The 13,882-nt window shown below is 65.9% G+C and carries 15 protein-coding genes; 12 read left to right on the forward strand and 3 right to left on the reverse strand.

All coding sequences use genetic code 11. The annotated features are described in order from the left end of the window. The 6 genes from NP3_RS40300 to NP3_RS40325 form a co-directional block, all read left to right on the forward strand. Positions 1-439 (forward strand): transporter substrate-binding protein (locus tag NP3_RS40300; protein ID WP_157124874.1); only part of this gene is annotated, 439 nt, incomplete at its 5' end. A gap of 70 nt (positions 440-509) precedes the next feature. Continuing rightward, entirely contained in the window at positions 510-1,394 is an 885-nt protein-coding gene (urtB, locus tag NP3_RS40305) for an urea ABC transporter permease subunit UrtB (RefSeq protein ID WP_063046961.1), read from the forward strand. Next, on the forward strand, positions 1,391-2,539 hold the full coding sequence (gene urtC / locus NP3_RS40310; protein WP_063046962.1) for an urea ABC transporter permease subunit UrtC: 1,149 nt from the start codon (positions 1,391-1,393) through the stop codon (positions 2,537-2,539). The genes urtB and urtC overlap by 4 nt, the downstream gene beginning before the upstream one ends. Then, the gene (urtD, locus tag NP3_RS40315) at positions 2,536-3,378 is read left to right on the forward strand and encodes an urea ABC transporter ATP-binding protein UrtD (protein WP_063046963.1); all 843 of its coding nucleotides are present in this window, start codon (positions 2,536-2,538) and stop codon (positions 3,376-3,378) included. The genes urtC and urtD overlap by 4 nt, the downstream gene beginning before the upstream one ends. Further along, the gene (urtE, locus tag NP3_RS40320; protein WP_063046964.1) at positions 3,371-4,063 is read left to right on the forward strand and encodes an urea ABC transporter ATP-binding subunit UrtE; all 693 of its coding nucleotides are present in this window, start codon (positions 3,371-3,373) and stop codon (positions 4,061-4,063) included. Before urtD ends, urtE begins: the two co-directional genes overlap by 8 nt. Positions 4,064-4,073: 10 nt before the next feature. Further along, a complete protein-coding gene (locus NP3_RS40325; protein WP_063046965.1) occupies positions 4,074-4,778 on the forward strand; it encodes a GntR family transcriptional regulator in 705 nt (234 codons plus the stop codon). On the opposite strand, the gene NP3_RS48615 is transcribed toward NP3_RS40325, so the two are convergent. Continuing rightward, entirely contained in the window at positions 4,758-4,910 is a 153-nt protein-coding gene (locus NP3_RS48615) for a hypothetical protein (RefSeq protein WP_157124875.1), read from the reverse strand. The two genes, NP3_RS40325 and NP3_RS48615, sit on opposite strands and share 21 nt — an antisense overlap. A 73-nt stretch (positions 4,911-4,983) precedes the next feature. Beyond that, on the reverse strand, positions 4,984-5,829 hold the full coding sequence (locus NP3_RS40330; protein WP_245721307.1) for a TetR/AcrR family transcriptional regulator: 846 nt from the start codon (positions 5,827-5,829) through the stop codon (positions 4,984-4,986). Positions 5,830-5,904: 75 nt separating this feature from the next. Between NP3_RS40330 and NP3_RS40335 the strand changes: the two genes are divergently transcribed. Then, the gene (locus NP3_RS40335) at positions 5,905-7,137 is read left to right on the forward strand and encodes an MFS transporter (protein WP_063046966.1); all 1,233 of its coding nucleotides are present in this window, start codon (positions 5,905-5,907) and stop codon (positions 7,135-7,137) included. A gap of 294 nt (positions 7,138-7,431) precedes the next feature. On the opposite strand, the gene ramB is transcribed toward NP3_RS40335, so the two are convergent. Further along, positions 7,432-8,838: an acetate metabolism transcriptional regulator RamB gene (ramB, locus tag NP3_RS40340; protein WP_063046967.1), complete on the reverse strand. Its 1,407-nt coding sequence runs from the start codon at positions 8,836-8,838 to the stop codon at positions 7,432-7,434. A gap of 93 nt (positions 8,839-8,931) precedes the next feature. Here ramB and NP3_RS40345 point away from each other — a divergent pair, with 93 nt between their 5' ends. From NP3_RS40345 to NP3_RS40365, 5 genes are all read left to right on the forward strand, one after another. Continuing rightward, complete coding sequence (locus NP3_RS40345; RefSeq protein ID WP_063046968.1) at positions 8,932-10,443, forward strand: ATP-dependent DNA ligase; 1,512 nt, start codon at positions 8,932-8,934, stop codon at positions 10,441-10,443. Positions 10,444-10,623: 180 nt separating this feature from the next. Beyond that, positions 10,624-11,904: a lipase family protein gene (locus NP3_RS40350; protein WP_245721308.1), complete on the forward strand. Its 1,281-nt coding sequence runs from the start codon at positions 10,624-10,626 to the stop codon at positions 11,902-11,904. 88 nt (positions 11,905-11,992) lie between these two features. Next, positions 11,993-13,246 carry an inorganic phosphate transporter gene (locus tag NP3_RS40355; protein WP_084509579.1) on the forward strand — a complete coding sequence of 418 codons (1,254 nt, stop codon included), beginning with the start codon at positions 11,993-11,995 and terminating at the stop codon, positions 13,244-13,246. 11 nt (positions 13,247-13,257) lie between these two features. Then, entirely contained in the window at positions 13,258-13,539 is a 282-nt protein-coding gene (locus NP3_RS40360) for a hypothetical protein (protein WP_063046969.1), read from the forward strand. Between the two features lie 13 nt (positions 13,540-13,552). Beyond that, positions 13,553-13,882 (forward strand): DUF3349 domain-containing protein (locus NP3_RS40365; protein WP_063046970.1); only part of this gene is annotated, 330 nt, incomplete at its 3' end.

Genomic DNA, 13,882 nt, shown 5'->3' on the forward strand with positions numbered 1-13,882 from the left:
ATCCATCGCCGAGGAAGAGGTCGCCGGGATCGGCGCGCAGAATATCGCCGGACAGTTGACCGCGTGGAATTACTACCAGACGGTCGACACGCCCGTCAACAAGAAATTCGTCGCGGACTACAAGGCCGCATTCGGTGCCGACAAGCCGACCTCGGACCCGATGGAGGCGGCCTACACCTCGGTGTTCCTGTGGAAGAACACCGTGGAGAAGGCGAAGTCGTTCAAGGTGGCCGATATTCAGGCCGCGGCCGACGGCGTGACCTTCGAGGCCCCGGAGGGCCTGGTCACCGTCGACGGCTCCAACCACCACATCACCAAGACCGCTCGCATCGGCGAAATTCGTCCGGACGGACTGATCTACACGGTGTGGGACTCGGGCAAGGCCGTGACGCCGGACCCGTACCTGACGTCCTACGAGTGGGCCAAGGGCCTCAAGTAGTCGACCAGTGCCGGGTGCGGGCTCTGTGAGGGGGTGCCCGCACCCGGCCGACCCCGTTAGGAATCCGAATATGGACGTGTTGATCGGCCAGCTCTTCACCGGGCTGAGTCTGGGATCCATTCTTCTGCTTGCGGCGCTGGGCCTTTCGCTGACCTTCGGTCAGATGGGCGTGATCAACATGGCGCACGGCGAATTCATCATGGCCGGGTGCTACACGACTTATGTTGTGCAGAAGGTCATCTCGTCGGCCGGGGTATCGCTGGTCGTTTCATTGCTCGTCGGCTTCCTGGTCGGCGGACTGCTCGGTGCGGCCCTGGAAATGGGCCTGATCCGGTGGATGTACGACCGGCCGCTGGACACCCTGCTGGTCACCTTCGGCGTCGGACTCGTGCTGCAACAGGCCGCGCGTGACATCTTCGGCGCTCCCGCCAAGAACGTGCTCGCACCGGATTGGCTCAGCGGCGGTGTCGCCATTCTCGGTGCGGTGGTGCCGAAGACGCGCATCTTCATCCTCGTGCTCGCGGTCGTCGCGGTGATCGTGCTGGCCCTTGTGCTCGAGACGACCCCGCTCGGTCGGCGCATCCGCGCGGTCGTGCAGAACCGGGGTCTGGCCGAGACCAGCGGCGTCTCCAGCCGCGTCACCGATATCAGCACCTTCTTCATCGGTTCCGGTCTGGCCGGGCTCGCGGGCGTCGCGCTGACCCTGATCGGCTCCACCAGCCCGACCATCGGGCAGAGCTATCTGATCGACGCCTTCCTGGTCGTCGTGATCGGCGGGCTCGGGCAGATCAAGGGCACCGTGATCGCGGCGTTCGCGCTGGGCCTGCTGAATTCGTATATCGAGTACTCGACGACGGCCTCGATCGCGAAGGTGATCGTCTTCGTCATCATCGTCATTTTCCTGCAGGTGCGCCCGCAGGGGCTATTCACCGTTCGGACGAGGAGTCTGGCATGACCATACTCGGACAACGTTGGCGCGCACATCCTTCCATGACCGCATGGGGCGGCTTCGTCGTGGCCGCGATCCTGCTGTTCGCGGTCGCGCCCGCCGTGCTCAGCGACTTCCGGCTCAACCTGCTCGCCAAATTCCTGTGCTTCGCGATCGTGGCGGCGGGCATCGGATTGGCTTGGGGCCGTGGCGGAATGCTCACGCTCGGCCAGGGCGTGTTCTTCGGCATCGGCGCCTACATCATGGCGATGCATCTGCAGATGGCCGATGCGGCCCGGCTGCACAATGACGTGCCGGAGTTCATGGAGATCGCCGGTATTCGCGAATTGCCGTCGTTCTGGCGGCCTTTCGCGTCGGCTCCGGTCGCCCTGATCGGTATTCTGGTGCTGCCCGCGCTGATCGCGGCGGCACTCGGTTACGGCGTATTCAAGCGCCGGGTCAAGGGCACGTATTTCGCGATCCTGAGTCAGGCCCTGGCCGCGGCGCTCGCGATTCTGCTGACCGGACAGCAGAAGATCGGCGGATTCACCGGATTGTCCGACTTCCGCGCCTTCTTCGGCTTCAAGCTCTCGGATCCGGTGAACCGCCAGATGCTGTTCTTCATCGCCGCGGGCACTCTGCTGCTGGTGGTCGCCGGGGTGCGCCAGCTCATGCACAGCCGCTACGGCGAATTGCTTGTCGCCGTGCGTGATCAGGAAGAACGCGTGCGCTTCCTCGGTTACGATCCGGCCGATATCAAGATTGTGGCCTATGTCGTCGCGGCATTCTTCGCGGGCATCGCGGGTGCGCTGTTCACCCCGATCGTCGGCATCATCTCGCCCGCCGACATCGGTGTCGTGCCGTCCATCGCATTCATTATCGGTGTGGCGATCGGCGGACGGACCACACTGCTCGGCCCGGTACTCGGCGCGATCGGCGTCGCGTGGGCGCAGACGGCGCTCTCGGAGGAGTTCCCGTCCAGCTGGACCTATCTGCAGGGTGTGCTGTTCATTGTGGTCGTCGGGTTCATCCCGGCGGGACTGGCGGGTGTGTGGCCGATGTTGAAGGGGGTGCTGGACAGTAAGTTTCGTAGGGCCGCTGTTCATGCTCCCGTGGTGGTCGATGAACCGCTGCCCGAAGTCGTGACCGAGGAGAAGGTGGAATCCCGATGAACGCGCACGACCCCAAGCTGGGCGGCAATGCGGGCATGTCGAGTGAGTACCTCGAAATCCGCGGACTCTCGGTGAGTTTTGATGGATTCAAGGCCGTCGCCGATGTGGATCTCACTGTGCTGCAAGGTGATCTGCGGTTCTTGATCGGGCCGAATGGGGCGGGGAAGACCACCCTCATCGATGCGATCACCGGCCTGGTGCCCGCCACCGGATCGGCGCAGAAGTCCGGTGTCGAATTCCTCGGGAAGAAGGTGCACCAGATCGCTCGGCTTGGCATCGGCCGAACCTTCCAGACGGCAAGCGTTTTCGAACAACTCAGCGTGCTGCAAAACCTCGATATCGCGGCGGGTGCGGGTCGTTCGGCGCTGACGCTGCTGCGCCGCCGCAAATCGGTATTGCCGAGTATCGAAGAGGCACTGGAGATCACCGGTCTCGGTGAATTGCGCGATAAGCCCGCCGCAGTGCTGGCGCACGGGCAGAAGCAGTGGCTCGAGATCGGCATGCTGCTGGTGCAGAACGCATCGGTGCTGCTGCTCGACGAACCGGTGGCGGGTATGAGCGCCGAGGAGCGCGAGGAGACCGGAAATCTGTTGCGGCGCATCGGCGGTGAACGCATTGTCGTGGTGGTCGAGCACGATATGGACTTCATGCGGTCCTTCGCGACCTCGGTGACCGTGCTGGCCGCAGGCAAGGTACTCAGTGAGGGCACCGTCGAACAGGTGCAGGCCGATCCGAAGGTGCAGGAGGTCTACCTCGGCACCGCCGCGGCCATCGGGACCGAACTCGAAGACGCGCAGACCGCGCAGGAGCTGACCGCGAAGGAGTCCGCCGATGCTTGAGCTCATCGACATCCATTCCGGATACGGCCGGACCGAGGTGATCCATGATGTCTCGATCACCGTTCCCGACGACAGCGTGGTGGCGATCATGGGGCACAACGGCGCGGGCAAGACCACGCTGCTGCGCACGGCCGTCGGCTTGATCGGTACCGAATCCGGGCAGATCAACTTCAACGGTGCGGCGATCACCAAGATGTCGCCGTCGCGTCGGGTCAAACGTGGAATCGCGTATGTGCCGCAGGGGCAACAGAGCTTCCCGCAGCTCAGCACCGCCGAGAATCTGCAGGTCGTCGCTGATGGCCGCAAGCGTGGTAAGGCCTTGATCGACGAATCGCTGGACCTGTTTCCGGCGCTGCGCGAACTGTTGAACCGCAAGGCGGGCTTGCTGTCCGGCGGCCAGCGCCAGCAATTGGCGATCGCCAGGGCGCTGATCACCGAGCCGAAGCTGCTCATTCTCGATGAACCGACGGAGGGCATCCAGCCGTCCGTGGTCGCCGAAATCGAGCGCACCATCATCGATTTGACCCGTCGCGGCGGACTCAGCGTACTGCTGGTGGAACAGCACATCGGCTTCGCACTGCAAGCGGCGCAACGCTATTACGTGCTGCAGTCCGGCCGCGTGACATCCACCGGCGAGGGCGGAGCGGGCGCGGAGACCTCGGTTCGCTCGGCGATGGCGATCTGAGCTGACCGCCATGACGCGCAGAGGGCGGGTTCCGCTCAGCGAGCAGGTTTACGAATCGCTGCGGCGGGACCTGGCCACGGGGGCGATCGTGCCCACCGAACGGCTCGGCGAGGAACGCCTGGCCGAGACCTACGGGGTTTCGCGCACCCCCGTGCGGGAAGCGCTCGCCCGGCTGCAGGCCGACGGATTGGTGGAGCGGCACGCCGATGGGCTGTATCCGTATCGACCCCGGTTGGAGGAGCTGGACAATCTGTTCGAGTTGCGGATCGTGCTGGAGACCAGGGGAATTCAGCGCGTCATCGGCAGCGTCGGGGAACCCGCACCGGCACACGAGTTGTCCCTGGTGCGCGCGGAACTCGATATCTGGCGCGGATTTCGCGACGATCCGCCCGAACCGGGCCCCGCGCTGGTCGCCGCGGACGAGCATTTCCACACGACTCTGCTTGCCGCGGCGGGCAATACAGCGCTGGCGGACGCACTCACCGGTGTGTATGTCCGGGTCCGCCCGGTCCGGACCCTGGACCTGCCGACGCCCGAGCGGATCGCCACCATGACCGCCGAGCACATCGCTATCGCCGAACAACTACTCGATGGCGAACCCGCTGCCGCGCTGCGCACGCTCACCGCGCACATCGGTAGCTCGCGCACGCACGTACTAGCGCGGGCCCAGCAGGCGATCGAGTTCACGAAACTCTCACGCGCGGTCCGGGATTGACTCGTCGGCCAGCAGGTATTTCACGATCGGGGCCAGGGGAATCGCGTAGCAGAAGTGCGACGTGAAGTCGCCGACAATTACGGCGGGGTCGCCGTAATCGGGGTGATTGTTCGACACGATCGCGATCGACACACGCATCGCGATCCAGGACGATGACCTGAGCGGCGTCGATACCGCGAATCTTTGTGTCAGAACCGAAAAGCGCTCAATCGGCGAGGAGCCTCAGCACGACGGGGCGGGACAGGGTGCCCGACACCTGGCGGGCGAGTTGGTTGGCGCTGGTGCCGTCGGCGTGCGCGTTACGCAGGGCGGCGGCGAGTTCGTCGCGGGCAGCGTCGGCGGCGGCCTGGGCCTCGCGTAGACGCTGGGCGGCGCGGTCTACGGGATCGGTCGGGGCGTCTGTGGCGGTGCCGTCAACCGTACTGGCCGATTCGGTGGTCAACTCGTTGACCGGCTCGCGGTGCGGGATCGATTTATCCGTTCGCAGCGCCGCCCTGGCGAACTCCATCATGAATTCGCGGGTCGCCCCCTGGTTCTCGGCATCCGCGCCGAGCAGCAGGCGGGTGGTCTGCGGGACGGCGAGGCTCCAGTTGGACAGGCCGCACAGGGCGAGCAGCAGTCGGCCCGCGTGGCTGGCGTCGACGTCGAACTGCTCCTTGGCGCGGTCGAATTTCCGCAGGTAGTGCTGGGCGCGCCAGCCGTCGATATCGTGCGCGTCGGTGCCGCGATGCAGGCCCTCCCAAAGCAAAAGCCGTAGCAGTTGCGGATTTTCGCGGTGGTAGTCGAACAGCTTGCCCACGTACTCGCCGGGTTCGGTCTCGGCCAGGGGCTGGACCACATCCATGAATTCGCGCATGGTGTCGATCAGGATGACGTCGAAGAGCTTGTCCTTGCTGCCGAACAGGCCGTAGATGCGCTCCTTGTTCACCCCGGCCGCCTCCGCGATCCGGTCCACCCGCGCGCCGGCCAGGCCGTATTCGGCGAATTCGTCGCGCGCGGCGCGCAGCAGGGCCTGCTTGGTCGCGTCGCTCCGTTTCATCGTGACCGTCATGACCGTGACTTTACCATCCCATTAAACCAACTATTTGGTTGACAACTGCTTGACCATGGGCCTAACTTCGTCCACATGGCAACGCCGACTCTTCAGCTTCCGGCCGGTATCCCGGTTCCGGCACGCACTCGCAGCGCGTCACCACGCGCGCACACCGGGCGTACCCTCCCCGTTTTCGTCCTGTCCGCACTGCTGGCCACTGGCCAGATGTATATCCCAATTCCCCTGTTCACGGCCATGAAGGCCGACTGGAATGTGGGCGCGGGCGTCATGACCTGGATCATCAGCGCCTTCGCCTTCGGCTACGCGGGTGGCTTCGTGCTTTTCGGCCCGCTGTCGGATCGCTACGGCCACCGCCGGGTACTGGTCACCGGCATGATCGCCGCTGCGGTGGTCACGCTGTTGACCGGTCTATCGTTCAGTGCGCCGATCGCGGTCGGCCTGCGCGTCGCGCAGGGACTTGTCGTCGGTTCGATTCCGCCCGCGATCATGGCCTATATCGCGACCCGCATCGCACCGGCGCACCGGGCGGTGGTGACCATGTCGGTCGCCACCTCCTTCCTCGCCGCGACCGTGCTGGCGCAGATCGCCTCGCAGGCCGTCGTCGCCTCGTTCCCGTGGCGCACCATGTTCATCGGCTCGGCCGTAGTCTTCGTGGCGCTCGCATTCGTGCTGCGTGCGGTCATGCTCGAGGACGCACCCACCGGGCGCGACAAGCCGCTCGTGCACAGCTACGCCGCGATCCCCGCGGTGCTGCGAATTAAGGCGCTGCTGCCGATGCTGGCCGCGGGCGCGCTGGCCATGGCGGTGATGGTCGGGGTGTACACCGGCATCGAAATCACCGGTCTGGTCAAGGGTTCCGGTGAATTGCTCGCCCTGCGTGCGGGCGCGCTACCGGTGATGTTCGCATTGCCGCTGCTGGCCATCCCGCTCTCGCGGCTGACCAAGCCGGGACAGATGGTGCTGGGCGTGCTGATCGCCGCGACCGCCATGGTGATCGCCACCTTCGAGGGCACCCACCTCGCGGTGCTGACGATCCTGCTCGCCGTGCTGGTCGGCGGGCTCGGTGTCATCGCGCCCGCGGTCCTGCAAACCGCGGGGGAGTTGGGTGGTGAGGCGCGTGCCGCCGCGTCCTCGGTCGCCATGTTCAGCTTCTACGTCGGCGCCACCGCCGGACCGCTGGTGGCCGCGGCCGCTGCGCCGCACGGCTTTTCGGTCCTGGCCTGGACCCTGGCCATCCTGCTGGTCACAGCACTAGCCCTCACCCTCCTCGGCACAAAAATCCAGCGCCCAACCCAACCATCCTGACCACTCACCGCAACGGCCGCCCCAGAAACGGGGCGGCCGCCGAGCGCAGTCAACTAGTGGCTCAAAACCCCATCACCAACAACCATCTGACGACGCTGCGCACCCCCCGAGAACGCAACCGCAGCCCCCCAACCGAACTAGCAGCCCCATGCCCACCCAACCACCAGGAACCGCAACCCCCAGTCGGACATGTGATCACGTGGAAACTGTGGCGGCATCGCCCGAGAACCCTCCGCCACCACTGCCACCTGATCTTGATCGCTACGCTCGGCGGGGTGGGGGTGCTGGGTGGGGTTATTTGAGGACGTAGGGGGAGACTGAGCTGCGGTGTTCGCTGATGTCGAGGACTTTGCCCAGTGGGGGGAAGGCGCGTTGGGGGCAGTTGGTGCGTTCGCAGACGCGGCAGCCCGCGCCGATCGGCGTGGCCTTGGCCACGTCGAGATCGATGCCGTCGGCGTAGACGACGCGACCCGCGTGCCGCAGCTCGCAACCCAGACCGATCGCAAAGGTCTTGCTGGCCTGGCCGTATCGGGTCGCGCGGCGTTCGACGGTGCGGGCCACCCACAGGTATTTGCGACCGTCGGGCATCTGGGCAATCTGTGTCATGATCTTGCCCGGATAGGCGAAGGTTTCGTAGACATTCCACAGCGGGCAGGTGCCGCCGCTGGACGAGAAGTGGAAACCGGTGGCGGACTGGCGTTTCGACATGTTCCCCGCGCGGTCGACGCGCACGAAGGAGAACGGAACGCCGCGCAGCTTGGGCCGCTGCAGAGTGGAGAGGCGATGGCAGATCGTCTCGTAACTCTGGGTGAAGAAGGCCGAGAGCCGCTCGATGTCGTAGCGGAAATCCTCGGCGACCTCGTGAAAGTGCGTGTAGGGCAGGACGGTTGCCGCGGCGAAGTAGTTCGCCAGGCCGAGCATGGCCAGCTTGCGGGTGTCCTCGGAGGCGAAATTGCCCTCCTCGACCAGCTTTTCGAGCAGGTCGCCACATTCGAAGTAGGCGAGTTCGGCGGCGAGTTTGAAGGTGCGCTGACCACCGGACAGATGCGGCGCGATCTCCAGCCGCTGGGTCTCTGGATCGTAGCGGTGCAAAACGCCTTCGCCGAGATCGATGCGCTCGATGATGTGCACGTCGTGTGCGCGCAGCAGGCGGGCGATCTCGCTGTTCACATCGCCGCCGTGGAAACGGATGCGGGCGGTGAGTTCCTCTGCGGCGGTGTCCAATTCGTGGATGTAGTTCTGCCGCTGATAGAAGAAGTCGCGCACTTCCTCGTGCGGTTTGCTGATCGCCGCGCTGCCGGAGCCGTCGGCGAAGCGGTCCTCGGTGGCGGCGGCCAGCTGCGCCGAGGTGTTGCGGTACCGGTTGTGCATGTTGACCAGTGCGCGCGCCATGCTCGGATGCGCGGAGACCATATCCGCGATCTCCTGGGTATCGGCCTCGATACCGAGCTCCTGGTCCATCACGACCTCTTGGAGTTCGGCGATGAGCCGGGTGTCGTCCTGGGAGGAGAAAAAGGTCGCGTCGACGCCGAACACTTCGCTGATGCGCAGCAATACCGGTACGGTGAGCGGGCGCACATCGTGTTCGATCTGGTTGAGGTAACTCGCCGAGATCTCCAGCTTCTGGGCGAGTGAGACCTGGCTCAGCCCTCGTTCGGTCCGCAGCTGCCGAAGCCGCGCCCCGACGTAAGTCTTGGCCATATGTCCAGTTTATGAGCGGATTCGCAAACCTGCCAATGGGTAATTAGCAGCAGAGCTGAGCGATATGTCACAGGGGCGGGTTACCGTCGAGTGATGCTGTTCTCGGATGTCGTGCAGGCCTCGGAGACCGTCCGTGCGACCCGGTCCCGGAAGACGAAGATCGCCACCCTGGCCGCGCTGTTGTCCGAGGCCGCCCCGGATGAGCTGGCCCCGGTGGTCGCCTGGGTCTCCGGTGAACTACGGCAGGGGCGCATCGGCACCGGCTGGCGCACGCTGAGCGCACTCGAGTGTGAACCGAGTGAGCTTGCGACGCTGACGGTTTCGTCGGTCGACGGCACGCTGAGCGAATTGGCCACCACCTCCGGCCCGGGCTCGGCCAACCGGCGCAAGGAATTGCTACGCGGGTTGTGGACCGCCGCGACGGCCGACCAGCAGGCCTTCCTGACGCGTCTGCTCGGCGGCGAGTTGCGCCAGGGCGCGCTCACCGCAATCGTCGCCGAGGCGGTCGCGGTGGCCGCGGCGGTGCCGATCGAACTGGTCCGGCGGGCCTACATGCTGTCCGGGCAGTTGCCGGTCACGGCCGTTGCCGCGTTGACCGGTGGGGTCGAGGCGCTGGGCGAATTCCGGCTCGAGGTCGGCCGCCCGATCCAACCCATGCTCGCCTCGCCCGGTGCCACGCTGGACGAGGCGATGGCCGAATTCGGCGAGGAGGTGAGCGTCGAGCACAAACTGGACGGCGCGCGCATCCAGGTGCACCGGGAGGGTTCGCGGGTCTGGGTATTCACCAGGACGCTGCGCGATATCACCGCCGGTGTGCCGGAGTTGGTCGATCTGGTCGCCCAGCTCGACTGCACGAGCGTGGTGCTGGACGGAGAAACGTTGGCGCTCACCGATTCCGGACGGCCACGTCCGTTCCAGGAGACCATGAGCCGCTTCGCCGAGGTCAGCTCGACCAGGGAATTACTGCTGCACCCGTACTTCTTCGACTGTCTGCATCTCGACGGTGCGGATCTGCTCGACGCGCCGCTGCACGAGCGCCGCACGGCACTGACCAAAGTCGCAGCAGCACACAGCATCCCGGCCCTGATCCGACCCGATGCCGAGGCGGCCGCGGAGTATTTCGACGGCGCGCTGGCCGCCGGGCACGAAGGTGTGATGGTCAAGTCGTTGACCGCACCTTACGCCGCGGGCCGCCGCGGCCGGTCCTGGCAGAAGATCAAGCCGACCCACACTCTCGACCTGCTGGTGCTCGGTGCGGAATGGGGTTACGGCCGTCGCACCGGATATCTGTCCAATCTGCACCTCGGTGCGCGCGATCCGGAAACCGGTGACCCGGTGATGGTCGGCAAGACCTTCAAGGGCCTCACAGATGCGCTGTTGCATTGGCAGACCGCCGAATTCCCGCGGCATGAGCGCGCCCGCGATGAATACACCGTCTACCTCTGGCCCGAACTCGTCGTCGAGATCGCCCTCGACGGCGTCCAGGTGAGTCCGCGCTATCCGGGCGGTGTTGCCCTGCGCTTCGCCCGCGTTGTGCGGTATCGACCCGATAAGTCCGCCGCCGATGCCGACACCATCGAAACGGTCCGCGCGCTGCTGCCGTAATCGAGCGGTCCGGCTGCCTCCCTCATCGGATCCGCGCGCGGGCGTCCGAATCGTTATGCGAGCCCGGCGGTCCTGCTCCCGACATTTGTACTGGTCATAGGCCAGACTGGCTCCGGTTTGGTCCGGTACACGGTCGGAAACGGGGACTCGGCGTTGCTCGGTGCGGCACGAAATCGATGGATGGGAACGTGGTCGGCCGTCGGTCGGCCGATGCGGAAGGTGGCGGTGCTCGGTGCGGTGACTTGTGTCGGGGCAGCGGTGGTGGTCGGTATGCCGGGAACGGTTGCGGCGGAGCCGGATCCGGTCGCCGGTATCGTGCACCCCGCGCGTGATCCCGCCGCTGTCATGCCGACGCCGCTCGCCGACCCCTTCTATACACCGGCGCGGGGTTTCGAAAATTTGCGTCCAGGTGCGGTGGTCGCGGCCCGTGTCGTCGATATCGGGCCGGAGCCGACGCCGGTCACCGCCACCGAACTGCTGATCCGGTCGACCGATGCCAAGGGCCGTCCGGTGCCGGTTGTCGCCACCCTGCTCATGCCCATCGGGCCGTGGGAGGGTTCGGGGCGCAGGCCCCTCGTCGCCTACAACGTGCCGATCGACTCACTCGGCAATCTCTGTGCGCCGTCGCAGCAGCTCAGGCTGGGGCTAGCGGCCGGTCTCCGCTCGGTGCAGCTGTCGCTGTCGAAGAACTATGCGGTGATCGTGCCTGATCATCAGGGGCCGCGACAGGCGTACGCGGCCGGTCGCATGGCCGGACATGCGGTACTGGACTCGATACGCGCCGCCGTGCAGACGCCCGAGTTGGGTCTGTCGCCCGATGCGCCCACGGTGGTCTCGGGCTACTCCGGCGGTGCCATCGCCTCGGGCTGGGCGGCGCAACTCGCACCGGAATACGCGGGGGAGCTGAACCTCGTCGGTGCGGTGGTCGGTGGCGTGCCCGCCGACTTCGGCCTGCTCATCAATACGATGAACGGCGCCAATGCCGCCTCCGGCGTATTCCTGGCCGCAACCCTCGGTCTGGCCAGGGAGTATCCGGAGATCATGGGCCTGTTCAATGACAACGGTTGGCGGCTATCGCAATTCGCGAAGGATCTCTGCTTTCTGGACGCGGCGCTGCTCGGCGTGCTCGCGCCCATAACCGTGGAGACGCTCACCGATGTGGCCCACCCGACGGAGCTGCCGATGGTCAGGGAGATCCTGGCCGAGAACCGCCTCGGCACCGCCGCGCCGAGGGTGCCGGTCTTGCTGTATCACGGCATCAACGAGGTGTGGATTCCGTTCGCCGGGGCCGAACACCTCTACGACGACTGGTGCCGGTTGGGGGTTCCGGTGCGCTTCGAGGCCCACCTCGGCGAGCATCTGATCGTCGCCGACACCGGGGGTTCGGCCGCCAATTCCTGGATCGATCAGCGCTTCACCGGCGCACCCGAACCGGTCGGCTGCTCGAAGGTCAGCGGATAGCGCGAAGGTCCACGGCAGCGGATCGAAATGTGTCCCGACAAGTGGCAACCGCATGGCAATCGCGATGGCGAGTGCCCACACTGGAGGGGTGACTGCGGATCTACTGGTACTTCTGATCGTTGTCGTCACGGCACTCGCATTCGATTTCACCAACGGTTTCCACGACACCGCCAACGCCATGGCGACCTCGATCGCCACCGGCGCACTGCGGCCACGGGTCGCGGTCGCGGTATCCGCGGTCCTGAATCTGGTCGGCGCATTTCTATCGGTCGCGGTCGCCGCGACGGTGGCCAAGGGCATTGTCCGGCTCGATGCCGTGCAGGGCGAGGCACTGCTCATCATCGTGTTCGCCGGTCTGGTCGGCGGCATTCTCTGGAATCTGCTGACCTGGCTGTTCGGCCTGCCGTCGAGTTCCTCGCACGCACTGTTCGGCGGGCTGATCGGCGCCACCATCGCCGCACTCGGCTGGGGCGGGGTGATCTGGGCGCAGGGCGCGGACGGAGTGCTGACCAAGATCGTGCTGCCCGCCGTGCTCGCGCCCATCGTGGCCGCACTGGTCTCCGCCATCGGCACCTGGGGCGTCTACCGGATCACCGGCAAAGCCGATCCCGACAAGGTGAACGAGGGCTTCCGCTGGGGCCAGATCGGTTCGGCCTCGCTGGTCTCGCTGGCGCACGGCACCAATGATGCGCAGAAGACCATGGGCGTGATCTTTCTGGCATTGGTCGCGTACGGCACATTGACCGAGACCGACGAAATGCCCGTCTGGGTAATGGCGGCCTGTGCGGTCGCCATCGCGGCGGGCACCTACCTCGGCGGTTGGCGGATCATCCGCACCCTGGGCAAGGGACTGGTCGAGATCGATTCGCCGCAGGGGCTGGCCGCCGAATCCTCGTCCGCCGCGATCATCCTCACTTCGGCCCATTTCGGTCTGCCGCTCTCGACCACGCAGACCGCGACCGGATCCATCCTCGGCACCGGACTCGGCAAGGGGGTGGGGGTGCGCTGGAGTGTGATGGGCCGGATGACGGTCGCCTGGCTGTTGACGCTGCCGCTCGCGGGTGTGGCCGGTGCGGTGTGCTGGGCCATCGCGCAAGTCATCGGCGGGTTGCCGGGTGTGCTCCTGGTATTCGCGTTGCTGATCGCGCTGTCGTCGGTGATGTATCTGCGGTCGCGGCGCGATCCGGTGGACACCGGCAATGTCAACGAGTGGCCCGGTGACACGCCGGACTCCGGCACCGAGGTTGCGAAGGGCACCGCGCCGGTCGTCGAGGACGGGGAACATGGTGGGACCACTGGATCGCCCGCGCCGGAAACCACTGATCATTCGGCCCAGGTCTGAGGAGGCGCATCGTGCACACCCTCATCACGAATCTGGACGCGCTGTGGAAGGTGACCGTCGCGGGGCTACTGCTCGGTGCGGGTCTGCCGATCGTCTTCGCCGTCGGGGTCCGGCTCTGGTCGGTCGCCGACAGCGCGCCTGCGGAAGGCGGTGCCGCCCAGCGCAATTACCCGGCACGGGCCGGTGTCTACGCCTGCTTCGCGCTGATCGTCGTCGCGATCGTCGCCGGAATTCTTTTCATCGCGAAGGAATTCCTGGCCGCTGAATTCGGTATTCATCTGTTCGGAGCATGAGAAGGGTGACCCCGTGACTGATCCAGCGAAATCCGCTCAGGTCCGGCCGAATCTGCTCGGACGGGTCATCGGCTGGCTGCGGGCCGGTTATCCACGGGGGATTCCGCGGTCGGACTACATCGCCCTGTTCGCGGTGCTGCACCGGCACCTGACCGATTACGAGGTGGTGGTGATCGCCGAGGAGTTGGTGTACGCCAATCCGGACAACAAGATCAGTCACGCCGATATCGAAGGGGCGATCGCGCGGATGGCCAAGGAACAGCCGGGCGCGCACGATATAGCCAGGGTCGCTTCACATCTGGCGGCGGGCGGGTGGCCTTTGGCGACCCCACTGACCGATCCC

It is taken from the genome of Nocardia pseudovaccinii NBRC 100343 (genome assembly GCF_001613225.1).
GTDB classification, from domain to species: Bacteria; Actinomycetota; Actinomycetes; order Mycobacteriales; family Mycobacteriaceae; genus Nocardia; species Nocardia pseudovaccinii.